Source organism: Ruegeria sp. HKCCA0370 (assembly GCF_013033705.1).
In the GTDB taxonomy this organism is placed as follows: Bacteria; Pseudomonadota; Alphaproteobacteria; order Rhodobacterales; family Rhodobacteraceae; genus Ruegeria.
This window is the reverse complement of sequence record NZ_WQEP01000009.1, coordinates 153,994-179,634: the sequence shown is the minus strand read 5'-3', so window position 1 is coordinate 179,634 and position 25,641 is coordinate 153,994. Positions and strand designations below refer to the sequence as shown.

General features: G+C 57.7%; 19 protein-coding genes and 1 pseudogene. 11 read left to right on the top strand and 9 right to left on the bottom strand.

Features of this window, described 5'->3' with window-relative positions; all coding sequences use genetic code 11:
- The first annotated feature begins 31 nt into the window (after positions 1 to 31).
- Complete coding sequence (locus GOW31_RS17790) at positions 32 to 1,333, top strand: adenylate/guanylate cyclase domain-containing protein (protein WP_171120972.1); 1,302 nt, start codon at positions 32 to 34, stop codon at positions 1,331 to 1,333.
- A gap of 244 nt (positions 1,334 to 1,577) precedes the next feature.
- Here the strand turns inward: GOW31_RS17790 and GOW31_RS17785 are convergent, their stop codons facing one another.
- From GOW31_RS17785 to GOW31_RS17775, 3 genes are all read right to left on the bottom strand, one after another.
- Positions 1,578 to 1,943 carry a hypothetical protein gene (locus GOW31_RS17785; RefSeq protein ID WP_152459687.1) on the bottom strand — a complete coding sequence of 122 codons (366 nt, stop codon included), beginning with the start codon at positions 1,941 to 1,943 and terminating at the stop codon, positions 1,578 to 1,580.
- A 111-nt stretch (positions 1,944 to 2,054) separates the two neighbouring features.
- Positions 2,055 to 3,005 (bottom strand): AraC family transcriptional regulator, encoded by a 951-nt coding sequence (locus GOW31_RS17780; protein ID WP_171171910.1) that lies wholly within the window; start codon positions 3,003 to 3,005, stop codon positions 2,055 to 2,057.
- Between the two features lie 107 nt (positions 3,006 to 3,112).
- Entirely contained in the window at positions 3,113 to 3,979 is an 867-nt protein-coding gene (locus GOW31_RS17775) for a branched-chain amino acid aminotransferase (RefSeq protein WP_171120976.1), read from the bottom strand.
- A 160-nt stretch (positions 3,980 to 4,139) separates the two neighbouring features.
- On the opposite strand from GOW31_RS17775, the gene GOW31_RS17770 reads away from it, so the two are divergent.
- The 7 genes and pseudogenes from GOW31_RS17770 (at position 4,140) to GOW31_RS17740 (ending at position 10,409) form a co-directional block, all read left to right on the top strand.
- Positions 4,140 to 4,652: a MarR family winged helix-turn-helix transcriptional regulator gene (locus GOW31_RS17770; RefSeq protein WP_171171908.1), complete on the top strand. Its 513-nt coding sequence runs from the start codon at positions 4,140 to 4,142 to the stop codon at positions 4,650 to 4,652.
- On the top strand, positions 4,649 to 5,350 hold the full coding sequence (locus GOW31_RS17765; protein WP_171171906.1) for a response regulator: 702 nt from the start codon (positions 4,649 to 4,651) through the stop codon (positions 5,348 to 5,350). The genes GOW31_RS17770 and GOW31_RS17765 overlap by 4 nt, the downstream gene beginning before the upstream one ends.
- A 68-nt stretch (positions 5,351 to 5,418) precedes the next feature.
- Positions 5,419 to 6,345, top strand: a complete 927-nt coding sequence (locus GOW31_RS17760) for a histone deacetylase family protein (protein WP_171120980.1) — start codon at positions 5,419 to 5,421, stop codon at positions 6,343 to 6,345.
- Complete coding sequence (locus GOW31_RS17755) at positions 6,342 to 6,584, top strand: exodeoxyribonuclease VII small subunit (RefSeq protein WP_171171904.1); 243 nt, start codon at positions 6,342 to 6,344, stop codon at positions 6,582 to 6,584. The genes GOW31_RS17760 and GOW31_RS17755 overlap by 4 nt, the downstream gene beginning before the upstream one ends.
- The gene (locus GOW31_RS17750) at positions 6,585 to 7,451 is read left to right on the top strand and encodes a polyprenyl synthetase family protein (protein WP_171171902.1); all 867 of its coding nucleotides are present in this window, start codon (positions 6,585 to 6,587) and stop codon (positions 7,449 to 7,451) included.
- A 16-nt stretch (positions 7,452 to 7,467) separates the two neighbouring features.
- Complete coding sequence (gene dxs, locus GOW31_RS17745; protein WP_171171900.1) at positions 7,468 to 9,396, top strand: 1-deoxy-D-xylulose-5-phosphate synthase; 1,929 nt, start codon at positions 7,468 to 7,470, stop codon at positions 9,394 to 9,396.
- Between the two features lie 289 nt (positions 9,397 to 9,685).
- Positions 9,686 to 10,409 (top strand): annotated as a pseudogene (locus GOW31_RS17740) (IS5 family transposase).
- Positions 10,410 to 10,417: 8 nt separating this feature from the next.
- Here GOW31_RS17740 and GOW31_RS17735 read toward each other — a convergent pair.
- From GOW31_RS17735 to GOW31_RS17715, 5 genes are read right to left on the bottom strand one after another with little or no spacing between them, the layout of a single operon-like run.
- Positions 10,418 to 11,434, bottom strand: coding sequence for an Ldh family oxidoreductase (locus GOW31_RS17735; RefSeq protein WP_171171898.1), 1,017 nt, complete (start codon positions 11,432 to 11,434; stop codon positions 10,418 to 10,420).
- An 11-nt stretch (positions 11,435 to 11,445) separates the two neighbouring features.
- The gene (locus tag GOW31_RS17730; RefSeq protein ID WP_171120079.1) at positions 11,446 to 12,075 is read right to left on the bottom strand and encodes a DUF3726 domain-containing protein; all 630 of its coding nucleotides are present in this window, start codon (positions 12,073 to 12,075) and stop codon (positions 11,446 to 11,448) included.
- Positions 12,072 to 13,760: a hypothetical protein gene (locus GOW31_RS17725; RefSeq protein ID WP_171171896.1), complete on the bottom strand. Its 1,689-nt coding sequence runs from the start codon at positions 13,758 to 13,760 to the stop codon at positions 12,072 to 12,074. The genes GOW31_RS17730 and GOW31_RS17725 overlap by 4 nt, the downstream gene beginning before the upstream one ends.
- A 4-nt stretch (positions 13,761 to 13,764) precedes the next feature.
- Positions 13,765 to 14,739 (bottom strand): membrane dipeptidase, encoded by a 975-nt coding sequence (locus tag GOW31_RS17720; protein ID WP_171171894.1) that lies wholly within the window; start codon positions 14,737 to 14,739, stop codon positions 13,765 to 13,767.
- Entirely contained in the window at positions 14,739 to 16,181 is a 1,443-nt protein-coding gene (locus GOW31_RS17715) for an aldehyde dehydrogenase family protein (RefSeq protein ID WP_171171892.1), read from the bottom strand. The genes GOW31_RS17720 and GOW31_RS17715 overlap by 1 nt, the downstream gene beginning before the upstream one ends.
- Before the next feature lie 103 nt (positions 16,182 to 16,284).
- Between GOW31_RS17715 and GOW31_RS17710 the strand changes: the two genes are divergently transcribed.
- The 3 genes from GOW31_RS17710 (at position 16,285) to GOW31_RS17700 (ending at position 21,745) form a co-directional block, all read left to right on the top strand.
- Positions 16,285 to 17,169, top strand: a complete 885-nt coding sequence (locus GOW31_RS17710) for a LysR family transcriptional regulator (RefSeq protein WP_171171890.1) — start codon at positions 16,285 to 16,287, stop codon at positions 17,167 to 17,169.
- Positions 17,170 to 17,285: 116 nt separating this feature from the next.
- Positions 17,286 to 20,561 (top strand): adenylate/guanylate cyclase domain-containing protein, encoded by a 3,276-nt coding sequence (locus GOW31_RS17705; RefSeq protein WP_171171888.1) that lies wholly within the window; start codon positions 17,286 to 17,288, stop codon positions 20,559 to 20,561.
- Between the two features lie 20 nt (positions 20,562 to 20,581).
- Complete coding sequence (locus tag GOW31_RS17700) at positions 20,582 to 21,745, top strand: hypothetical protein (RefSeq protein WP_171171886.1); 1,164 nt, start codon at positions 20,582 to 20,584, stop codon at positions 21,743 to 21,745.
- On the opposite strand, the gene GOW31_RS17695 is transcribed toward GOW31_RS17700, so the two are convergent.
- On the bottom strand, positions 21,742 to 25,341 hold the full coding sequence (locus GOW31_RS17695) for a flavoprotein (protein WP_171171885.1): 3,600 nt from the start codon (positions 25,339 to 25,341) through the stop codon (positions 21,742 to 21,744). The two genes, GOW31_RS17700 and GOW31_RS17695, sit on opposite strands and share 4 nt — an antisense overlap.
- Positions 25,342 to 25,641 lie beyond the last annotated feature (300 nt).

The window sequence follows — 25,641 nt, the reverse complement described above, 5'->3', positions numbered from 1 at the left end:
TTTCGCATAGAGTTGGCGCGGGGGCGATGCTTTGCTGAAACACATTGTGGACTCTGAAAATCCGATCGACGATGGAAAAATAAGACGAAAGATGCAGGTTGTTAACGTTGCTGCCTTTATTGCGTCGCTTGGGTTCGGTTTCACAGCTTTCTACCAGTTCCAACTTGGACCAGACTGGAGATATCTTGCATGGGTAAACTTTGGTCTTGGCTTCGCGGCGCTTTTGACGATGACGCTGGATCGCTTCGGCCTTGAGGTCAAAGTCGCTTATTTTACAGTGTGGTTGTTCCTGTTTCTGGCCCATGACATCAGCGTCGGCAAAAACGGTGAAGATCATCTGGTCTTGCTTGTCGGCCCGCCCTTGCTTTTTTATTTTCTAGGGGCCGCATATTGGCGTTGGATCACTTTGATAACGATCCTCAGCGCAGCTTTGTTTATTTATATATCGCTTGTCGTTCCTTTGCACATACCGCCCGGCGAAACGATTTGGGATATTATTGCGCAGTCATATCGGGACGGATTTGTAAGGCAACCTCAAGATGTTATTTTCATTGTGCTGATTTTGGGAATCGTCTCGGCGCTTTTTTTCACCTCCTATTCTGCAAATGCCGCAATAGATCGTTACGAAGACGCTTTGGAAAAGGAATTTGCTGTTTCCGAGCGGTTGATAAATGTTCTGCTGCCTTCACGTATTGCCAAGCGCATCAAAGCACATCCGGACAGGCTAATTGCTGAAAGAATTGATGACGCCACAATTCTGTTTTCTGATTTGTCTGGATTTTCTGAATTCGCGGCCGCCAATGGGGCAAGGGCGACGGTCAAATTGCTGGGCTCCGTGTTCTCGGCATTCGATGAACTGGTTTTGAGCTACAAGCTGGAGAAAATCAAAACCATCGGTGACAGTTACATGGTTGCAGGTGGTCTGGACCCCTCGGTCAAAGAGAGGCAACCGGATTCTGTTCGCATGGCGGCGTTGGCGATTGACATGATTGCGACGGTCGAGCGGGTGACAGACAATCTGCATCCAAAGGTGTCCCTGCGGGTCGGAATTCACAAAGGCCCGGTAATCGCAGGTGTAATCGGCGGCGACAAACCGTTTTTTGACGTTTGGGGTGATACAGTCAACATCGCCTCAAGAATGGAAAGCACCGGAGAGCCCGGGCGCGTTCAAATCTCACCCGAGGTAAGAGATGAGATAGCCGAATATGTGGATTGCGAGAGACGAGAGGTTATCAATATCAAGGGAAATGGCGAAATCCAACCGTATTGGCTGCTGAAAGTCCACGACAAACCTGCGACTTCACACTCGTCCGAGCGGCTCATCAAAGGCTGAAAACCTTATCTTCTCGGTGAAACGTTCCAAGGTCAGTGCGGGTTCAATCAGTGACTGGAATGGGACGAACCTGGGTCAGCTGAAACAACGGACCGCTCGGAGGTAGCTGCGAGCCGCAGCCGGATGGCCTGTTGAGACGGTGAGAGCATGCCCTTGAATTTTAAAAACGAGCCGCCGGTTGGTGATCCCGGCGGCCCGGACTTGAAGCATTACAGTGAAACTGGGACAGCCGTAGTCAGCGGTTTCATGCAGCGACTTCCTGCTCGGGCGCGCTGAGCGAGATGACAAGCACCACGGCCGCACCGTTCAACCAGTAAAACACCGCATCCAGTCCTGAGAACCCCAGAACGCTGGGTGCAAACAGGAAGGTGATGCCGACAATCAAGTCTACGGCCAGATGGAACTTGTAGGGAAGGACCCGCCAAATCCCAAGGTGGTGATCCGTCAGTACCGTCAGAACAAACGCGGCAACACCGGTGACAACCGACAGCCACAGGGCCAGGGGGTTGGATTGGCCCAATCCCAACAGGAACGGCAACGTCATGAGGGCAATGGCGACAGGGTAGTCGAGGTAAGCATGGACAGAGCGGGTAACGAAACGCAGGGACATGAGATATTCCTTTTCTCAATCAATGATAAAGGGAAGGTAGGACGCCCAAGCCGAACGCTGAATTCCTAATCGTCTCTGATACTATGCAGATCGTTCAGAAAACCTGGGGGATCAATGCATCGCTCGGTACGCAGCCGGTGACAGCCCAACCTGTTTCTTGAACACGCGTGAGAATGCCGCTTCGGAGGCATACCCAACCTCGGCCGCTGCATCTGCCACGTTCCATCGTGCCTCGGTCAGGCCGTGGCATGCGATCTGCATCCGCCAATCCGTGAGGTACTGCATCGGCGTAGTATCCATCTTTTCAGCAAAAAGCTGAGCAAAGGCAGTGCGCGACATACCCGCCACACGTGCCAAAGACGCGACGCTCCAGTCCTTGGCCGGGTCCTGGTGGAACGCGGTCAAGGCCCGCGAGATGCGCTGATCAGCAAATCCTGCCAATGCGGAATCCTGCGGGCTCTGACGCTCCAGATAGGCCCGGATCGCCTGAGCGAACAGGGCCTCGGACAGTTTCAGCGCGATAAGGTCGCCACCGATTCTTGCGCCTGAAACCTCAGAGCCGATCATGCGCAGGGTGGCTTCCATCCACGATCCGGCCTCTTCGCCATAATTCTCGATCAGGATATAGGGCGGCAGGCGGTCGATCAGCATATGCCCGGTGCCGTTTCGGCCGGCCGGGCCGGAAAAAGAGAAATGACCGCAGATCAGCTGTGTATCCCGTTCCTCGTCATCACCGCCATAGACCAGCACGCCTTCGCCTGTGTAGCCCGCGCGCTCCAGCACCTGCTCCAGGGGCAATGCGTCCAACGGCTTGACCTCGGCACAGAGCAATGCGTGCGGCGCCCCGTGGGGGATCAGGATCAGGTCCCCCTGCCTCAACCGCAGGGTTTCCCCCGTGGTCGAGACATGAACCTTGAGCTCACCACGCTGCACAAAATGAAACCGCGCCACGTTTTCGAACCCCGGCACCTGAATTCCGAAGGGCGGTGTGAATGACGTGCGGAAGTAAAACGTGCCGCGCAGGGAAAGGCGGGTGAGAATATCGCTGAGAAGGTCCAACATGTGCCGAAGATACGCAATCTGTGCAATCCGTCCAGATGGCCGAACGGTTTGCACAAAAATTTGCACGTTTGGCAACAAAAAGCCCCCGACAAAGCGGGGGCAATAGCTTACGAGCGAACCAGTTTCTCGTAGTCTTCGGCGATTTGGCGGGTCAGGTCGCCGACCTCGAATGTATATTCGCCGATCTGTCCGACAGGCGTGACCTCGGCCGCGGTGCCGGTCAGCCAGCACTGTTCGAAGTCAGCCATTTCTTCGGGCTTGATGCGGCGCTCATGCACGTTGATGCCCTTGTCTTTCAGCATCTGGATCACCGTCTGGCGGGTGATGCCGTTCAGGAAGCAGTCTGCCAGCGGGGTGTGCACCTCGCCATCCTTGACGAAAAACACGTTTGCGCCGGTGGCCTCGGCGACATAACCGCGCCAGTCCATGAACAATGCATCCGAGCATCCTTTGGCCTCGGCCTTGTGCTTGGAAATGGTGCAAATCATGTAAAGACCCGCCGCCTTGGCATGGACCGGGATGGTTTCCGGGCTGGGGCGTTTCCATTCGGCGATGTCCAGCTTGGCGCCCTGCATCTTGGCATCGCCGTAATAGGCGCCCCAAGGCCAGACTGCGATGGCCATGCGCACCGGATTGCGCGCCGAGGCCACGCCCATATCCTCGCCCGAGCCACGCCAGACCAGCGCCCGCACATATGCGTCCTGCAAACCGCTGGCTTTAAGCGCCTCTTCCTTGGCCGCTTCGATTTCATCAACCGAATAAGGCATCGGCATGTCCAGCGCTTCGGCCGAGGCGATCAGGCGCTGGGAATGTTCGCGGCTTTTGAAGATCTTGCCGTTGTATGCGCGCTCGCCTTCGAATACCGATGACGCATAGTGCATTGCGTGGGTCAGAATGTGCACATTGGCCTCACGCCAGGGCACCAGCTTGCCATCCATCCAAATGGTGCCATCACGATCATCATACCCCGCCATGCGAAACCTCCTGAACCGGGTTGAGTTTTCGATTGTTGCGCGATTTAGGTCCGGTGCGGACATAATATTGCGCAAAAACTGCAATTCGATACCGCTCTACTCTTGGAATGTCAATAACGCTGACATAAACTCGGCCCGGTAGTAACGAATGAGGCATGATATGTCCGACATCCGCCCGGCCCCGCGTTATGGGGGCGAGAGCCTTTTGTTTTTGACCGATGAGCAATTGAGGCAGGGGATCGAGGCCATGTTCTTCGCCTATCGTGGCTTTACGGCTGATCCCGACCGCATCCTCGCAGAGGTGGCCTATGGCCGCGCCCACCATCGGGCAATCCACTTCATCAACCGCGCGCCGGGCACGACGGTCAACAATTTGTTGGCCATCCTTGGCGTAACAAAACAGTCTCTGAACAGGGTTTTGCGAACCTTGATCGAGGATGGTTTGGTGGAAAGCCGCGTGGGTACAGTGGACAAACGAGAACGCCACCTATTTCTGACAGAAAAGGGGCAGTCGCTGGAAACCACGTTGTCGGATGCTCAGCGGGCAAGAATGCGCGCCGCCTACAAGGATGCCGGTCCCGAAGCCGTGGCTGGATTTCGCAAAGTGCTTGAAGCAATGATGGATGCTGATATGCGTCATGCCTATACGAAACTTCGGGATACGACCACATGAGCGATATGGATGCCCATCTGCTGATTGTTGACGACGACGAGCGCATTCGTGATCTGCTCAAGAAGTTTTTGATGCGAAACGGGTTTCTGGTTACTGCGGCACGGGATGCGGCCCACGCGCGGCGCGTATTGTCGGGGTTGGATTTCGACATGATCGTCATGGATGTGATGATGCCGGGAGAGGATGGTGTCAGTCTGACCCGTTCTTTGCGGGAAACGCATACGACGCCGATCCTGCTGCTGACAGCAAAGGGCGAGACGGAACACCGGATCGCGGGCCTCGAGGCTGGGGCGGATGACTACCTGGCAAAACCCTTCGAGCCGAAAGAGCTGCTGTTGCGGATCAACGCGATCCTGCGCCGGATGCCGGAAACGCCGGCAGAAGAAACCACGGCGAAGATCCTGAACCTCGGGCCCATCCGCTATGACATTGAACGCGGTGAGATGTGGCAGGGCGAAGATCCGGTCCGTCTGACCGCAACCGAAAGCCAGTTGATGAAGATATTCTCGGCCCAGCCCGGAGAGCCGATCAGCCGCGCCAAGCTGGTCGAGGATTTGGGGCGCGACAAGGGTCAGGCGCAGGAGCGCGCGGTTGATGTGCAGATCACGCGCCTTCGACGCAAAATCGAACAGGACCCCAAGCAGCCACGCTATTTGCAGACTGTGCGGGGCGCGGGGTATATGCTTGCGCCGGATTGAGATGCCGCTGCGCGGCGTTTTTTGGCCTTCGGCGAGGATATTTGTAGCCAGATGAAGATGGGATCCCAATGACAACCGCCCTTTTGACTCACGCCGATTGTCTGGGCCATGTGACACCTGACGGGCACCCGGAACGGGTGGCGCGGCTGGAGCACATTCTGCATGCATTGGAAGCGCTGGAGCTGAAGCGGGTGACGGCTCCGATGGCTGCGGATGACGATCTTCTGCGCATTCACCCCGAGAGCTATATCCGCGACATTCGGGTCGCGCGCCCTGCGGACGGGTTCGCACAGATCGACGGGGATACGTTCCTGTCTTCTGGATCGGTGGACGCAGCTTACCGCGCGGCGGGTGCGGGGGTGCGGGCTGTTGATCTGGTTTTGAGCGGTGAAGCCTCGAACGCATTCTGTGCCATTCGCCCGCCGGGGCACCATGCGGAATTCGAAACGGCCATGGGCTTTTGTCTGTTTGGAAATGCAGCATTGGCGGCGAAACACGCGCTGGACCATCACGGCTTGAATCGCGTAGCCGTGGTCGACTTTGACGTGCATCACGGCAATGGAACCCAGGACCTGTTGTGGGATGAAGCGCGGGCATTGGTGATAACCAGCCAGCAGATGCCTTTGTGGCCCGGATCGGGCCGGCCCGAGGAAACGGGTGCTCATGATACGGTTCTCAACATCCCTCTGGCGCCCGGCAGTGGTGGCGCCGAGATGCGTACCGCCTATGAAACGAAGGCCTTTCCGCGCTTGCGGGCCTTCAGGCCGGAACTGATTATCATTTCCGCAGGGTTCGACGCCCATCAGGACGACCCGCTGGCCAATCTGAACTGGGCCACTGATGACTTCGCCTGGATCACCGCAGAGCTGTGCAGGATTGCTGACGAGGTTTGCGACGGTCGTATCGTCTCGACTCTGGAAGGCGGGTATGATCTGAACGCACTGGCCCAGGCCACACGCGCCCATGTGGAAGAATTGATAAAGGCAGCCCGATGACCCAGACCCCCGTAGACCAGATGACATTCGAACAGGCGATGAAAGAGCTTGAAGCCGTAGTTGGCCAGCTGGAACGTGGCGATGTCGCGCTGGATAAATCAATTGCGCTGTACGAACGCGGCGCGGCGCTGAAAAAGCGGTGCGAGGAGGAGTTGAAGCGCGCGGAAGAAAAAGTCGCAGCGATCACTCTGGACGCCAGTGGTCAGCCGACCGGTACGACGCCTGTCGAAGGTATGTGAATGTTCCCCGAAAGACTTGCGCAGGATGCTGCCAGCATTCAAAGCCATTTTGATCTGGTTTTGGGCGCGTTTGCAGACGTGGATGTAACCCGGGCCATGGCATATGCCACCCGAGGCGGAAAGCGGTTGCGCGGGTTTCTGGCATTGGAAAGTGCCCGACTGCATGATGTTGAAGAAGACCGGGCGATCTGGCCGGCCACGGCCATAGAGGCGCTGCACGCTTATTCCCTGGTGCATGACGACCTGCCCTGCATGGATGACGATGACCTGCGCCGCGGGCGGCCCACCGTTCACGTAGAGTGGGATGAGGGCACGGCTGTTCTGGCCGGGGATGCCCTTCAGACGCTTGCTTTTGAACTTTGCACCTGTTCGCAGGTTGGGTCCGCAGACATTCGCGCAGACCTTGCCCTGACCCTGGCCAAAGCCAGCGGCGCACAAGGTATGGTGCTGGGACAGGCGCTGGACATTGCCGCGGAAACGGCCGCCGAACCGCTGTCGCTGGACGAAATCACGCGTCTTCAGGCCGGAAAGACAGGCGCCCTGATCGAGTGGTCAGCCTGCGTTGGCGCCGTTATGGCCCGATCCGATCCTGACCCGTTGCGCCGATATGCCCGGGCAATGGGTCTTGCTTTTCAGATCGCAGATGACATCCTTGATATCGAAGGCGATGCCCAAAAGGCGGGCAAGCGATTGCAAAAGGATACCGAGGCAGGGAAAGCCACTTTTGTTTCGCTTTTGGGTCTGCCTGCTGCCAAAGCCCGCGCAAGTGAGCTGGTGGATCAGGCCTGCGCCGCTTTGGACGGGTTTGGTCCGAGGGCGGAAACCTTGAAGGAAGCCGCCCGCTTCGTTATTGCCCGGGACAGCTAAGCCAGGAACGCGCCACATGTCTGACCGCCCCAATACGCCCCTGCTGGATCTTGTGAACCGCCCTGCGGATCTCAAGCAGTTCTCGGACGCGCAACTGCACCAGGTCGCACAGGAGTTGCGGGCCGAAACAATTTCGGCGGTTGCCGTCACCGGCGGGCATCTGGGGGCTGGCTTGGGGGTTGTTGAACTGACCACCGCGTTGCACGCTGTGTTTGATACGCCCCGAGACAAGATCATCTGGGATGTGGGTCATCAGTGTTATCCGCACAAAATCCTGACCGAACGACGTGATCGCATCCGCACATTGCGCATGAAGGATGGCCTCAGCGGCTTCACCAAGCGCAGCGAAAGCCCCTATGACCCATTTGGTGCGGCGCATTCCAGCACGTCGATCAGCGCTGCTTTGGGTTTTGCTGTTGCGCGGGATCTGGGTGGTGTAACGCCCGAAGGGCTGGGCGATGCAATTGCGGTGATCGGCGATGGTTCGATGTCTGCGGGCATGGCCTTTGAGGCGATGAACAATGCAGGCCACCTGAAAAAGCGTTTGATCGTCATTCTGAACGACAACGAGATGAGCATCGCGCCGCCAGTTGGTGCGTTGTCCAGCTATTTGTCGCGTATCTATTCCGAAGAACCGTTTCACGATCTGAAAGCTGCTGCAAAAGGCGCTGTCTCATTGCTGCCCGAGCCATTCCGGGAGGGCGCCAAGCGCGCCAAGGAGATGCTGAAAGGCATGGCGGTGGGCGGCACGCTGTTCGAAGAGCTTGGGTTTTCCTATCTCGGCCCGATAGATGGCCATGACATGGACCAGCTGCTGCCTGTTCTGCGTACGGTCAAATCACGGGCAACCGGGCCGATTCTGATCCATGTATTGACGAAAAAAGGCAAGGGGTATGCCCCCGCCGAACAGGCCCGCGACAAAGGCCATGCCACGGCCAAGTTCGATGTGGTTACTGGGGAGCAAAAGAAGGCACCTTCAAACGCGCCCTCTTACACGTCTGTATTTGGCAAGGCGCTGGTGGATGAGGCCGCGCGTGACGACAAGATCGTTGCCGTGACCGCTGCGATGCCCGACGGAACTGGCCTCAACCTGTTCGCCGAGCGCTATCCGTCACGTTGCTTTGATGTGGCGATTGCCGAACAGCACGGCGTGACGTTTTCGGCTGCGCTTGCCGCAGGAGGAATGAAGCCGTTTTGCGCAATGTATTCGACCTTTCTCCAGCGTGGTTACGACCAGGTGGTACATGACGTGGCGATTCAGCGCCTGCCCGTACGTTTTGCAATCGACCGGGCAGGTTTGGTCGGGGCTGACGGCGCCACCCATGCGGGATCGTTCGACATTGCCTATCTGGCCAACCTGCCCGGTATGGTCGTCATGGCTGCCGCAGACGAGGCCGAGCTGATGCATATGGTGGCGACCGCCGCCGCGCATGACGAAGGCCCCATAGCGTTCCGCTATCCGCGCGGCGAAGGTGTCGGGGTCGACTTGCCCGAACGCGGCGAGGTTCTGGAAATCGGCATGGGCCGCGTTATCCGGGAAGGTGCGCGAGTTGCTCTGCTTTCATTCGGTACACGTCTGGCAGAGGTTCAGAAAGCGGCGGAATCTCTTTCAGCCAAAGGCATAACGCCCACGATTGCCGACGCTCGTTTTGCCAAACCTCTTGACCGTGACCTGATCCTGGATCTGGTGTCCCGCCACGAGGCGTTGATCACCATAGAAGAAGGGGCCGTTGGCGGTTTTGGCAGCCATGTCGCTCAACTTTTGGCGGATGAAGGTGTATTTGATCGGGGCCTGAAATACCGCTCGATGGTTTTGCCTGATATCTTCATCGATCAAGCCAGCCCCGCGGACATGTATGCGGTGGCCGGCATGAATGCCGAGCATATCGAAGCGAAAGTTCTGGACGTTCTGGGTGTCGCCTCGATCGGAGAGAAACGCGCTTAACGCGCCTGTCGGCAGGGCAGCGGACGTTGCGAGGACCGAAATCCGTTTGACTTGGATTTATCTGGTGCCGCTGAGGGAAATCCAAAACCAAAATCTTGGAGCACCACGGAACTCTCATGTTTTCTGACCATATCTAAAATACGTTTCGATGTTTCACGCTATTCCGTTCTGCACCACTATACCCCATAGCTAGGCTCAGGATGCATTGGTTTTCGCTGCGCTGCGTGACTCACGACTCCCAGAACGGAGGGGAGACATGAGCGATCTTTATTGACGAACCGACGCGCAGATGGCGAAGCTTGTCCCATTTTTCCCGAAGTCGCACGGCAAGCCTCGGGTTGATGACACACGGGTGCTGACTGGGATTATCTTCATCAATCGCAATTGTTTGCGCTGGTGAGATGCCCCGGAAGCTTACGGGCCGCACAATACGCTTTACAGCCGATGGACGCGTTGGAGCGAGAAAGGCAACTTCGCACGGATCATGTCTGGTCTGGCCGCCCAGCATAGCGAAGCGACGACAGTCATGATTGACGCGACGTATCTAAGAGCACACCGCATTGCCACCAGTATGGCCGCAAAAAAGGGGGCGTGGCGGCCTGATCGGTAGAACCAAGGGCGGCATGAATACCAAGCTGCATGCTATCTGTGATAGCCAGGGTCGCCCGTTCAACCTGTTCGTTACGGCCGGGCAAATCAGTGATTAAATCGGTGCTCGGGCTCTGCTCAGCAGCATACCAAACGTGAATTGGCTTCTCGGGGATCGTGGTTATGACGCCGACTGGTTTCGAGAAGCGTTGAAAGACAAAGGGATACGCGCCCGCATCCCCGGGCGAAAGCAGCGAAAGACGCCTGTCGAGTACGACAAGCGCAGATACAATCGGCGAAACCGCATTGAGATTATGTTTGGCAGGCTTAGGGATTGGAGGCGCGTGGCGACACGCTATGACCGTTGTTCCAAGGTCTTCCTATCAGCCATCGCACTCGTAGCAAACCTCATCTACTGGTTATGAATCCTGACCTAGCCTGAGCCCAAAATTGCTTCAATCTTTGACAGGGTTGCGGAGTTCACTGCAACTCCCGCTTTGCTTGACGAAAGCCGGCTCTTGCGGCGGCCATCACCTGGCAGATGCGCGCCGTCCTGAGATCTGATCGACTCAACCAGAGTTGCTATGGCGTTTGAAAACAAACCTGCGGACGACGCCACGGGATCAATCGCAATGAAGAACTGCCCCGTTTTCGGGGGGCCACCGGCCGTTCCGGAAAAAGGCGATGCGTTCAACCCAAGTGTCGATCCGGTAAGGGCTGCGGCCATGACTTCGGTCAGCAAAGCAACACCCACGCCCTTGTAGCCGCCCGAGGGGGCCATGCTGCCTTTCAGTCCAACGTCAGGATCCGTTGTAGGGTTGCCGTCAGCGTCCAGCGCCCATCCAACGGGAATGGCCTTGCCTTCCCTTGCATGCTTCATCACTTCGCTTTTGGCGATCGTGCTGGCGCTCTGATCTATCAGCAGTGCGGGTTGACCATCTGTTCCCGGTGCAGCGATCGAGAACGGATTGGTCCCAACGACAGGTTTCGATCCGCCCGAAGGTGCGATGGATGCTGGCGCATTGGTGAACCCCAATCCGACCAGCCCTGCCTGGGCCAGCCGATACGTGTGATAGCCCAGCACACCGCAATTGTAGCTGTTTGTAATCGCCAATGCGGCGATGCCCTGTTCCTGGGCCGCTGGGATCAGCGCCTCGAAACCCAGATCAATGGCCGAATGTGCAAACCCGGTTTTGGCATCGACCCGGATGAGGCCCGGACGCGGGGTTTCAAGGGCAGGTTTTGCCTGACCGTCGACCTTGCCGCATTGAACATGCTCGCAATAGATCGGGATATACGCCAGCCCATGGCTGGCCACGCCGTCTGCCTCGGTCGCGGCTGTGGCAACAGCCAAAGGGCGAGCGTTTTCTTCGCTTGTGCCGGCGGCAACCAGCGCATTGAATGACAGCTCTTCGATTTCGGCAAGCGAGAGAGTTCTGGTTTCGGTCATCGGGTGGTCCTTCAATCGTTGTCTGACAAGCCTGAACCAGCGCCAAGCAGTCGGGATTCTTCAGTTGCGGGGGCATAGGTGCGATGCGCCACAGTGTTGAGGAATTGCCACGCCCCCGGATCCGGGTCAGCGCGGCTGTGCATGGAACGGGTGGGTCTGATGCGGCCGGTTTCGGTTATCCCGACGCGATTTGCCCTCTCCATTCCGAAATCGCCACAGCTGAGATGAACACCATCAGTGGTCGCTGAAACCCCGTCCAATGTGATTTCCAAAGTCGATTTCCGCTTTTTCGCCATGGTGGCGACAAAGGGCAGCAACAGAAGAGGTGCGGCAACATTGGAAATCAGAACTTTGCCTTGCGACAGGGCGTCCGGGAAATCTGATAATGCCGATCCGGTCATAAGGGGACACAGATCCCGGGCGCCGGACCACATGCCGTCCCGGGCCTCTGGGATGTGATGTTCCAGGTGCGGCGCAAATTTCTGCTTAAGCAACTGGGCCAGGATCGCAGGCCCGTCAAACCCCTGGACGCACAGCCATCGGGTTGCTTTCGCGGCTTCCTCCGCCACACCCCAGGCATATCCAGCCCCACGGGTTGCGCGTTTGGCGGTGGCTTCCACTTCGTTCAACGAGAAGGTCATTGCGCAACCTCCGGATAAACCCAAAGATCGGCGTTCGCGGTGTTCAGCTCTTCCGGGTAGGGCGCGCCCGCATACATGCAGATACGCACCCACCGATCCGAACGCGGGTCGAAATGTGTTGCCCCAAAGAAAGACAGTTTGGCCCGCAGCATATCAATGGGCATCACCTGCGCGCTGATCGTGTTGTCTCGAATTTCACCGTAGGGTGCGATACGGCTGATTTGCGCGCGGCGCACGCTGTGGCGGTGTTCCGGATGGCGCAACAGAAACTCTGCTATCGGAGCGTCATCAGGCCAGTTCTGCAACGCTTCGAAAGCCAGGGTTGCATCCCGCGCCGGTGCAAGAGGTTGTTCATAGTCCGAGATCGGCTCCTCGAACCGCTCCCCCAGCCGGGGTTCCAGCTTTTCTTCGGATACGTACCAGGCCCGCGCGCAGTTTTCGGCGGCGGCCCAATCAAGGTTCAAAGCCCAGTCAAAGCTGTTCCGGATCAACGCACGCACCGCTGATACCGGCATGGTCCCATCAATCACCTGTGCAGTCGCGTCGGTGTCTGCCATGCAGCTCGCAAGCCCGTCAACAAGCGCGCCGTAAGGTTCAAGGATTAAAGAGGCCAGCAGCTCCTGACCTTCTTCGGTCAGCGCGGTTTCGGACCAAAGGATCAGACGGTTCCAGGGGTGATCCTGTGTCAGATCATCCTTGGCCAGGTATTTTTCGATTTCTTGCAGATCCGAATTCAGCGCCGCCAGCTTTTCCATCTGCACCGGGTGTTCAGATCGCCACCAGGCGATTGACTGTTTGCAGCGTGCAAAGACATCGCAAAAGACACGTGCCTCATCCGTCGAAGCCGTATCAATGGACCGAACGCGCGAGATCGCCTCTTCGCGCACCATGATCCAGTTGTTGAACAGTACCGGGTGATTGACGATGAACGGCGCCATACCCAGGCCGGTCGAATTCCCGATGCCCAGCCAGCGCGCGATGTCCGGATCAAGCTCTGCGGTCTGGTCTCGGCCTTTGACCCGCGCCATGTGCTGTACCAGATCGCGCACAAAGGCGCGGGTCAGATAGACCGACAGCATCTCGATCTGGAACGGGCCGCTGACTTCGGCCCGGCCGGCCGTCTTTTCACGGTCCGCCGCGCCAAACTTGCCCGAACCATAAACGGCCGTGGTCCGCATCAGATAGCCGACCTTGTAGATCTGTTCGAGGTCGGGTTGCCGTCCCGCAGCAAGCTGATCCACCACATGTGCCCAAAGCCGCACGGAACGGTTCGCCCGCGACAGGGACAGTTCGGCTTCGCTGACGCGTCCGGCTTCTTGCAACGGAACATTCTGCGACAGACGGTCGATATCGTCCGCCGTTGGAATGCCGTCAAACAAGGTAAAGGTGGCATCCCAAGCCTCGGCAATCACCCGGTCCGATCGTTGATCGGGTGGCAGGTCATGGGCAAAGGCGACCAGCGAATAGGCCCGATCGAGGCCTTGCGCGGTATAGACCGCATGGCCCACACCCTTGTTGTCAATTTCGAACGCGGGGCGCGAAAAGCTCCAGTTTTCTTCGGCCATGCGACGCGTCAGCTGCCGCATAAAGCTGAGCCGACATTGGTGCAACGATCCCAAACGTGACAGCCGCATGACCGTGGATGGGTCACGTCTGGCGATCTCTGTCTGCGCGTGTGGTTCCATTTGGTTACCTTTGTGGGACGAAGTTCTCGGCAAAGAACCGATACCAGTTCCCGCCCATGATCCCGGCCACTTCGTCATCGTTCAGGCCGGTCGCGCGTAACCCTTTTTCGATGTTGCCAAAGTCTCGGTTGTCCTGGAACCAACCCGGCATCGGTGGGAATCCCGGAGCCGAGGCCGAGCCTTCGCCATAGTCGATCTCTTTTGTCCAACGCCCCACACGCATCCATTCCACGACGCTGTCGGGCTGATCCTGACACAGGTCGGTGCCGATCCCCAGATGTTCGGCCCCGTATTTGTCAGCAGTGCGGGCGATCATTTCGCAGAAGCTCTCCAGCGTGCAATCGGACTTGTCTTTCAGGTGGTGAGGGTAGACCGAAAAGCCCAGCATCCCACCTTTTTCCGTTACAGCGCGGATGACGTCATCTCGCTTGTTGCGCAGGGCCGGGGACCATTCGTGCGGATTGGCGTGTGTAATCGCGATGGGCCGGTCCGAGATTTCAGCCGCCTCGATCGTGGAACGGTCCGCCGAATGGCTCATGTCGACCACAAGGCCCACGCGGTTCATCTCTTTGATGACCTGCTTGCCCATGCGGGTGATGCCGGTGTCTTCGGCCTCGTAGCAACCGGTCGCCAGCAGGGATTGGTTGTTGTAGGTCAGTTGCATGAACCGCGCGCCCAGATCGTGCAGGATTTCGACCAGCCCGATATCGTCTTCAATGGGCGACGGGTTCTGAAACCCGAAAAACACGGCGGTTCGGTCCGTTTTACGGGCCGTGTCGATATCGCTGACCCAGCGGCCTTTCATGATCAGATCCGGGTATTGCTCGAACCAGCGGTTCCATTTTTCGAAGTTCAGAACCGTTTCGCGGAAATTCTCATGATATGCGATGGTGACGTGGATCGCGTCCACGCCCCCTTCGCGCAGCTGGCGGAAGATCTTTTCCGACCAGTTGGCATATTGCAGGCCATCGATCCGCATCAGACGGGGCCTGCGCTGATATAGGCGGTTTTGACGGTCGTGTAGAATTCAGCCGCCGCCTTTCCCTGTTCGCGGGGTCCGTACGAGCTGTCGCCCCGGCCACCGAAAGGCACGTGGTAATCGGTGCCAGCGGTGGGCAGGTTGACCGTCACAACACCGGTGCGCGCGTTGCGGCGGAAATGCGTGGCGCGGGCCAGCGATTTGGTCACTATGCCCGAGGTCAGGCCGAAATTGGTGTCGTTGACCACGCTCAGCGCCTCGTCATAGCTGCCGACCTTGATGACACTGGTCAGCGGTGCGAACATTTCTTCGCGGTTGATGCGCATGTCGTTTGTGGTGTTCAGGAACACGCCCGGCGACATGTAGAACCCGTCATGGGGCATCTCCAGCCGCTGACCGCCACAGGCCAGCTCGGCGCCTTCGGTTTTGCCCAGTTCGACATAGGCAAGGTTTTCATTCAACTGCTGCTGGCTGACGACCGGACCCATCTGAACCCCGTCCTCCAGCGCGTGGCCGACCTTGATGGCCTGCGCACCGGCCACAAGCTTTTCGACGAAGGCATCATGGATACCGGCGTGGACGACCAGACGCGACGAAGCCGTGCACTTCTGACCGGTGCCGCCGAATGCCCCGCCCAGCGCCAGCGTCACCGCCAGATCCAGATCGGCATCATCCATAACGGCCAGCGCGTTCTTGGACCCCATTTCCATCTGCACCTTGGTCAGGTTCTGGATCGCCGCGGCGGCAATGCCTTTGCCCACGGGCACCGATCCGGTGAAGGAAATCGCATTAACCTTGGGGCTTTCCACAAGGCGCTGACCGATGGAACGGCCCGCGCCCATCACCAAGCTGAACAGACCCTTGGGGATGTCTTGCCGCGCGATGATTTCGGTCAGGGCCACGGCCGAGGCAGGGGTGATGTTGGCGGGCTTCCACACAACCGCGTTGCCATAGCAAAGCGCCGGGGCGATCTTCCACGAGGCCGTCGCGGTAGGGAAGTTCCACGGGCTGATGATGGCAACCACGCCAACAGCTTCGCGGCGCACGTCAATTTCGATGTCCGGGCGCACGGAATCGGCATTCCCACCGATCTGTCGCAGGCATTCGGCCGCATAGTAGGTGAAGAACTGACCGGCGCGGTAGACCTCGCCCTTGCCCTCGGCCAGCGGTTTTCCTTCTTCACGGCTGAGCAGGGTGCCGAGCTCCTCGGCGCGGGCCATCAGTTCGTTGCCAATGGCGTTCAGCACGGCCTGCTTGCGCTCCAACCCATAAGCCGCCCATTCCACCTGGGCCGCGCGCGCCTGATCCAGCGTTGTCTCAAGCTGATCAGCACTGGCCTGCGCGAATATGCCGACCAGATCGCTCAGATCCGATGGGTTGCGGTTTTCGATTTCGCTTTCGCCGGCCAGCCATTCGCCGGCAATCAGATTCAGTTTGGTCACGTCAGGCCCCAAATTCGCAAATTTCAGTTTGCGAAAGAATGGAACTTGCCGGCGACATCAGTCAAACTCAAATAACTTTAGAAAACTTCAGAAAGATTGAAGCATGGCCGTGAAAATAGAAATGCTGCGGTGCTTTTGCACTGTGGCCCAAACCGGAAACCTTGCCGAGGCAGCCAGCCGTTTGGGCCGCACGCAATCCGCGGTCTCAATGATGTTGAAACAATTCGAAGAGCATCTTGGAAAGAAACTGTTTGAAGGCGAACGGAAAAACCACCTTTCACCGCTGGGTCAGCAAGTTCTCGAGCTTGCGCTCAAACAGGTGCGGGATTTCGATCAGGCTGTTCAGAATATTGAACTGGCGGCACAGGCCGAGCACGGGTTGATCCGTATCGTATCCGTGCCGTCCGTGGGGGCGTTGGTCTTTCCTGCCCTGCTGGATCATATGACGTCTCGCTTTCCCGGCCTGAAGATCGAGCTGCGCGACGGAGATTCGCAGCAGGTTCTGGATGCGGTTGCCGGCGACACGTCTGATATCGGGATAGCGTCAGGCCACTTTCCGCTGAATGGGGTCAGTGCAGAGCCGCTGTTTCAGGACCGCTTTGGTTTGGTTGCAGCGTCCGATCATCCGCTGATGACACGGGCCGAACCGCCAGCCATTTCCGATCTGGTGGCTCAGCCTTTCGTGCGAAACGCCCTGTGTGACTTTATCGAGTCCGCGCCTTTCCGCGAAGTTCTGGACAGGGCCGAGGTTACCATCCACAATACGCATTCCCTGATCACGACTGTCAGGGCAGGCCAGTGGATCACGGTCCTGCCGCAGACCGTCGCGCAATTCATCCCGGACGCAGTCGCCTTTCGTCCGATTTCAGATTTGCCGGACAGGCGCGAGGTGTTTCTATACGTTCGGGAAAGGTCGCGATTCCGAGAAATCTCGGAGGCCTGCCGTTCATTTGTCCTTTCGAGTGGATTTGGAAATTCAAGCCTGTGAATGCATCAAAAGGGGATTAACCCTGCTCAAAATCACAAATTAATTTGGTTTTTGCAGACTCACGCCCGCTGCCATGCTAGGTTCTCGTTTGAAGTGGGGGACTTCAGAGGGGCGATATGTCTCAAGACCTGAGGGGCTGGTTGAGCGCAAATGGATTAAACGAGTACGCGCAGGCCTTCATTGATAACAAGATCGACTTTTCCATTCTGCCTGATTTGACGGCCGAGGATCTGATCGAAATCGGCGTGACTGCTGTCGGCGATCGTCGGCGGCTTTTACGTGCCATCGAGCAACTTGATTCCACCCACACCGCAGCCGAGCCTGAACCAACGGCACCGCATGAACCCGCGCGGCGGCAGGTCACGGTGATGTTTGCTGACCTGACCGGGTTCACGAAAATTTCCAGCGAGCTGGATGCCGAGGATCTGCACGCGCTGCTCAATCAGTTCTTCAGCAAAGTGGACAATGTGGTCGAAAAATACGGGGGTCGCATCGACAAGCATATCGGTGATGCGGTCATGGCTGTTTTCGGGGCGCCGATCTCACATACCAACGACACGGAAAGGGCAGCACGCGCTGCGGCTGAAATTCACGCGGTTCTTCCGACGTTATCGCCGCCGCTTTCCTGCCATATCGGCATCTCTTCGGGTCAGGTCATTGCCAGTTCAACCGGCAGCCAGTCACATACGGAATACACGGTGACAGGAGATGGCGTAAACTTGGCCTCCCGTCTCACGGACATATCAGCGGCAGGGGAAACGCTGGTCTCACATGACATTCAACGCGCGCTGGGTCCGTTGTTCGTGGGCGACTCCATCGGGGTCAAGGCGATCAAGGGGCTGAACGAACCGGTTGAGGTCTGGCGTCTGGACCGGTTGGCCAGGAACATTCGAACGAGACGGCACAAATTCATTGGGCGCGAGCGTGAGATGTCGATTTTCTCAGCCACTTTCGACCGGTGCCAGCGCCATGGCAAAGGTGAAGTACATATCGTTCTGGGCGAACCCGGAATTGGAAAAACCCACCTGTCCGAGCAGGTGGCGGAACTGGCCATCAGCCTGTCCTACACGATCCACAACGGCGTTGTGGTGGATTTCGGTGCGCGCGAAGGTCATTCAGCCATTCAGACCGTTGCACGCAGCATTCTGGGGCTTGAAGCGTCGGACGGGGCGGAAACCGGGGCGGCCGTTGCTAAAGAGGCTATTACCAAGGGCTGGGTCAGCCCTTCCAACGCTGCGCACCTCAATGCTTTGCTTGAACTCGAGCAGGATCCGGGCCTGGCCGAGGTCTATGCGGTGATGGACAACAAAACCCGTCTGCGGGGGCGGCGTCAGGTGCTGGAGGAGCTGCTTTCCGCCAGCAGTCGGGAATCGCCCTTACTTATTCAGATTGAAGACATCCACTGGGCGACGCCCGACATCCTGGCGGCGTGTTCTCATATCGCCGCGGTGACGCGGAACACGCCCTGTGTGTTGATGATGACCAGCCGGGCCGAGGGCGATCCGATCGACAGAGACTGGCAGATGGCCACGGATGGCGCGCTGGTGTCAAAACTGGAACTGGCACCGATGGGAGAGGAGCACGTCAGGCAACTGGTCGAAGAGTTCCGGGCCATCGATCGCGACTTGCTGGAAACATGCGTCCAGCGCGCCGGTGGAAATCCGTTGTTTCTGGAACAGCTGTTGCGAAACACGGATGTGCTCAAACAGGAAACTGTGCCGGGCAGTATTCAGGGTATCGTTCAGTCGCGATTGGATGCGCTGGATCGCGCCAGCCGAACCGCCATTCAGGCCGCATCGGTTCTGGGTCAACGGTTCTCGCCCGAAGTTCTGAATTTCATTCTGGGTGAAGGGCATCTGGATACAAGCAACCTGATCCGCTCGGCGTTGATCCGAGAGGCAGGGCCCGATTTCATGTTTACCCACGCGCTGATCCGGGACGGGTCCTATGCAACTTTGGTCAAATCCGAACGCGCCCGTCTGCACCGGCAGGCGGCTCAGTGGTTCGAAGACAAGGATGCAACCTTGCGCGCCCAGCATCTGGACCGGGCCGGGGCCAATAACGCGGCACAAGCCTATCTGGAAGCAGCCGACAAATTGATTCAGGCCTTCCGGTTCGACGACGCCAGCCCGCTGATCGAGCGTGCTTTGGAATTGCCGTCCCCGGCGGGTGTCCGATTTGACCTGCTGTGCGCGCGGGGCGAAACCCATCGGTTGCAGGGGTTGTCAAACGAAGCTTTGGACGAGTTCAAAGACGCCGCCGGTTTGGCTGAAACAGACGAGCAAATCGCCCGGGCCCATATCGGGCTTGCGCAGGCGGCGCGGCAAGCAAGCCTGTATCAGGACGCGCTGGAAGCGCTCGACACGGCCGAGGCAGCAGCACAGCGCTGCGGGTCCGAGGAAGATGAGGCCCAGATAAGCTATGTGCGCGGCAACGTCTATTTCCCGCTGGGCCGGAACAAAGAAGCGCTGAAGGCCAACGAGCGGGCGCTCTCGCTTGCCCGCAAGCTGGAATCCCCGCGCCTTGAGGTTGGGGCGCTGAGTGGATTTGGCGACGCCAATTTCATGAAAGCCTCGATGAAGACGGCGGCGGGGTTCTATACCCAAGCCGCTGAAAGGGCGCGCGAAAAAGGGCTGGTTCGGGACCTTGCGGCCAATCTGCACAATCTCAGCGTGGCGCGCAGCTATACTGGGGATGTCGGGCAGGGCCGAGCAGATGCCAATGAGGCGATTGAAATCTCGCAGACCTATTTCGCCTTCGTTCCGGAATGTGTCGCGCAAACATGCCTTGGTGTGGCCGAGACCTTTCTGGGCAGCCTCGACCGTGCGCTGGAAGCCTTTGGCGTTTCCGCCGAAATTGCAGAGCGCGTGGGCGCAAAACGCCTTGAAGCGCAGGCGTTGGAACATCTGGCCAGAACGCAGGTTTATGCCGGCCAGGTCGGGCGCGCACGTGAAACCGGTCTGCGAGCAGTCGAAATCGCGCTTGAACATGGCCGCAACTTTGTTGGACCAAAGGCCCTTTCAGCCCTGGCGATGGCCGAAACGGACCCGGATGAGCAAACGCGCCTTTTGAAACTGGGTTCTGAGATCATCGCCGAGGGATGTGTCGGCCACAGCCATTTGCACTTTTACCCCGATGCCAGCGTTGTCATGCTGGCGCGCGGTGATTGGGATGCCGCAATTGAATATGCGGATGGGCTTGCCGCGTTCACCAAGAATGAGCCTTTGCCAATGGTTGACCTGTCCATTCGTCAAACACGGCTGTTGGCCGAGAGCGGAAGGCAGAATATTCCACCGTCACAGCATAGCGGTTTTGCCGGTATGACCGAGCATTTTGCCACGATGGGAATTACCCAATCCTTGCTGGGCCGCGCGGATTTTCTGACGGGTTAGGCGGCAGGGCAGGAGGCTGAATGAGCGTCGAAGGAAAGGTGTGGCTTATCTCGGGTTTGCTGACCTTTGGGTTGGCCGCCTTGTTGCTCAAGCTTTGGATCGAACTGAACCATTTCGAAGGAGACCCGACGCAACTGCCTGACCAGGCTGCGGTAGATGCATATCTGTGCAAGCTGGACGTTGCACCGGACTACCGTTTGAGAACGGGGATTTTCATAAAGTCTTTCAGCTTTCTCGGCGCCAGCGATATACAGCTCACCGGCTATATCTGGCAGCACTACAAAGCAGGTGAACATGACGCGATCATTCCTGCCGAAGGTGAGGCCGGGTTTCTTCTGCCCGAAGCGGTCGATACGGCAAACGGCCTTATCGAACAGGCCTATCGGTTGCCGCAACCCGACGGCGTTTTGATTGGTTGGTATTTCGAACAAACTTTGCGCCAGAGCTTCGACTACACCAGTTACCCGTTCGACCACAAAACGGTTTGGGTACGGTTCTGGCCGGCCTCTTTTGAGGCCAACGTCGCGCTGGTTCCTGACTTTGAGGCTTATCCGGCGACCGGACCGGATGACATCTTTGGGATCGACAACCGGATCGTGATGGGCACGTGGGAGCGTGAAAACACCTATTTCGATTACAAGTTGTCAAATCTGGATACGACGCTGGGCATCCGGCAGAACGCTTACCAAACCAACGCGCCCGAGTTGCATTATAACTTCGTTATCAAGCGCAATTTCGCAAACGCGTTCATCGTGCACATGATTCCATTGCTGGTCGTGGTGATGCTGCTGTTCGGTGCGGTCATGACCGTCACGCGCCGCGAGGGCCTGGTAGAGCGGCATGACTTCAGCACGTCCAGCGTGATCGGCACCTGTTCGGTTCTGTTCTTCGTGATCCTGCTTGCCCATGTACAACTGCGCGAAGGATTCGCCGGATCGCCCGTGATCTACATGGAGTCGTTCTTTTTCCTTATGTATTTCATGTTGTTGGCAGTTTCGATCAACACGTACCTTTTCGCGTCAGAAGCGGTACCGTCGCTGCGGATCATCCATTATCGGGACAACCTGATTCCAAAGGCCAGTTTCTGGCCCTTCGTGCTGCTGTGCATGGTGGCGATCACGGCCTATAACCTCAGCATCAAGGACAGCGCGGAACTGCCACCGATCAGCACGCGGGAGTGTTAGGCCACGGGTTCAAACCCGGGTTTGGGTTCGCCTTGCGCCATATCCAGCGTGTAGTCGCCCACCACTTCGGACGTACCCTCGCGCCAGCTTTTCAGGTATTTTTCCGGATCCGCGATCACATAGGCATATGCGGGTTTCATCGCCCCGTCGATGACGACGTTGATTTTCTTGCGCACATAGACATTCTCGGGTGAGCCGGGGCCGTGATACCCTTCCAGCCTGTCCAGTTCGCGGAGACCGGATTCGGTGACACGGTAGACCTCTCCACCCACTTGCTTGCCCATCCCCTGCTGATCCACAAGGGTTGCCATGCGATGCAGATACCCGCAGTTGGGATTGTCGCAGAATGGTTCCTTCGGGATGATCAGGGGCATTGGTTGCCGGGTGCGCGCCGTTCCCACGAATTCATTCAGGACCGCGCTGTGTGCGTCATGATTGGGGAACCCCTGCTTCAGTGATCCATAGGTGAAATACAGGTAAGAGGGTTCGTTCACCGCCACGAAGCTTTCGTCACGCCCCTGTTCGGGGTCTGCCATCTTCAGGTTGTGATCTTGCGCCCAGGCGTCCAGCATGGAACGGATTTCCGGTTCGATCTGCATGCCCTGAACGAATTCGATGCACGGGGTCGCATCCATGTCTTCAGCCCGCAGCAGGATTTCCACCATCTTCGGTGCCTTGTTCATCACCGCCACATGCAATGCGGTGAACCCGTGATCGTTGACAATGTTGACGTCGATATCCCTGTCGATCAGGTCTTGGGCAGCCTCATAATCCGGCCTGCCCAGATCATGGCCGCTTTCGCCCAGTTCGCCTTCACCGCCCGCCGCATAGTGCAACAGTGAATCTCCATGGGCCTCGTCCACGATGTTGACCCCGACGACCCCTTCGTCGATAGCACGGAACACGCGTTTCCATTCGTTGATGTCATCGGCGGCAGCGGCCTCGCGCGCCCATTTGCAGACGCGATACTTCTGGTCGTCCAATTCCTCGAACGCATCCGCCAAAGCTTCCATGATCTGGTCCGGCGTTGCCATCATGCCGATGCCCATCCGGCCGTTCGACAGGCGGCCTTCGCGCGGTCCGACGAAATCGACCCCAAGCGTCTTAAGCTTGTCGACGTTGTTCTGCGTGGTGATATTGTTCCACATATTCGTATTGCACGCGGGGCAGAGGATCACGGGTTTCTTCTGGTATTGCCAGGCCACGAAGACCGAGGTCAAAAGATTGTCGGCGATGCCATTGGCAACTTTTCCCATCGTGTTGCAGGTTATGGGGGCCACTATGACGCAATCTGCCCAGTCACACAGTGCCAGATGCGAGGCGCGCACCGGCATGTCGAAATTCAAATAGCGGAAATTCCACTCGTCATCGTCGCGGTAATAGTCATTGTGGGTGATTTTGGCGTCGATCCGTTCGGCACCGAAATCCCGAAAGAACTTCTCGGCCGAAACAGACGGGATCAGTTTCACGTTATGCCCCGCGTCGACAATACGTTCGACAAGCTCGGGGATCTTGTCCGCCGCCGACGACCCGCAGGCACAGAGCAATACGTTTCGCTTTCCGGCGTTCACTTGATTCATCACCCCCTTGGGGTAGCCGAACGGGTTCTTCTCAAGGCTTGGGGTTTCATTCAGTTCGGATACTGGCAGCCCTTCCTTGCGCATCCTGGCCTGCAATTCACCGGCCTGGATCATGTCTACGATGTCTTCCAGCTTTTCACTTTTGCTGATGCATTTCCCTTTGAAAAACAAATACGGCACGTCCGGTCTTTCGCCCAGCGTCACCAGTTGCCGCCGCATCCTGATCATATTGGGATCGCGCCCGCCCACGTCGATCTGCTTGACGGTTGTTGCCCCGATATTCGAAAGAATGCTGCGCAGCATATAGGACCACGGGTCCTCGTCCTCGTAGAACAGAACCATCGTATTGTGCTTGATAATGCTGGCAACATCGCTTGGGTTTTCGGGCGGTTCGACCTCTTCGATCACCAGCAATGCAGGGTCTTCGAGATCCCGCAGACCACGGAAGATGTTGCTGCGCGGCGCTTGCCAGACCTGCGAGGTTGCCGGGCTCATATCGACTATGGTCACAACGTCTTCATCGTCGTCATAGTCTATGCACAGGCACCAGAACTCTTCGAGCAACGCAGTTTCCCGGAACACGTTGTCCGGCGGGCGGATCGCCTCGATCCCGGTGACGCGATTGAAGTCGATGTTGATCATCAGGTGGCGATTGCTGTCGGGGGTCAGGCTTTTCAACTGCGCCTTGAACCAGTCTTCGGGGGTTTGGATTGATTTGTCATCGCGGGTCTCAAAGCTCTGGAACGAACTGCTCAGATGCAGGTTCTCGGATTGTCTGATATACTTTTCGACCATGTCGTGCATGTCTTTGGCGGTGGCGACCCGGCGGACAGTATCCGTGAACGACACCTGGGCCGCCCGCAGCAACTCGTCCTCGTCCACCCTGTAATCGCCGTGAATGGCGAGGCTTTCCACCAAAACGCCGATCGAGTTCATGTTGGGCGTTGCCCGGCGGAACAGGTTGCGGCGTTTCTTGGGATCTTTCGCCAGATAACGTGTGCTGTCGACGTAATTGCACCGCTGCTTGAAGGTCTTCAGGTGCGTCTTGACCGCGGCCCGTGCCGAAAACCGCAAAAGGCCGCGGGACCGCATCGAGGTTCCGTCACGATCCGACATGGCTTGCCACAACCGTTCGACGGTTGTCACCCAAAGCTTGCCGTATTTCTCAGGGTGCACATCCATCATATGCACCAGCCCCGTGCTTGGATTGCACTTGGCGATGACGGCAAAATGGCCGCCGGGCATAGTCTCGTTGCCATGGGCAAGACCGACCTGGAAATTCGCCACCAGAATGTCGTTGTCACCGCCCAGCCGGTTGGATTCGTCGATCGCCTCAAGCAGCAGCGGCACACTGGTTGTGTCTGCGTCCATGAAATAGGCCTGAACCTGAACCCTCTCGCGCAGACCCTGCGTGTGAATGTAGGTGCAGGCGACGTCAAAAAGCTCGCCCAGCGAGATTCCGTCGTTCACGACAAAGGACGAGGGCAATGCGCATTCGCGGAAGATGTCATTCACTTCGCAGCTGAACCCCAGGGCCGACATGCTGAGAGCGGCCGCCGTGACACTGCAACAATTGATCGGCTGCTGAAAATTCTGCAACTGAACGCTGACCAGATCACCAAACATCGTTGCAAAACAGGGTTGCCGGACGCTCTCTGGTATCTGAAGCCAGTTCTGGGTGGATAGATACGCCAACCGGGTTCCATCCAGCGCAAGCGCTTCAAGGCTGACAGGGATATCCGAGATTTGAAGGTGTTCTTCATAGAAGTAATCACCGACATCCGCGCTGGCCAATGGTTTCCCGTTCTGGCGCAACTGAACCACGCCACGCAGCACGATATACATGCCGTTCGCTGGCAGAACCGCGTTTCCGGTCACCTCGATACATTCGAATTGTGGGTTGATGACGGTTGGGTCGGCGATCTGAGCCTTGCCCGGAAGAACATCATATATCATCTTCCAGTCTGCGTCGCTTGGGGTGTAAGGTCTGGATTTGGAAATTTGATCTATGGTCACAACTGTGTCCCCCCGGAGTTGCGTTGCAATACTTCAATCTTCGGTCAGCCAGTGCCTCTGGTTCTTCGAAGCTCGGACACCGGTCATTCAGAATAAAAGACCTGCCTGTTATCTGTGTTTGTTCCTGGCAAGGGCCGTGTTGCTGATGGAAAAAGTATGAACAAAATGGCCCAATTGGCTGCACAGTATCCGATATTTGAATAAAAATCACGAGTGCAGTTGCGGCGGCTGCCGCCGCCTTTCGTGGCGGAACACCTGCCATCCGCGATTTGGATTGCGCGGGTCGCGGGTGCCAGCCTT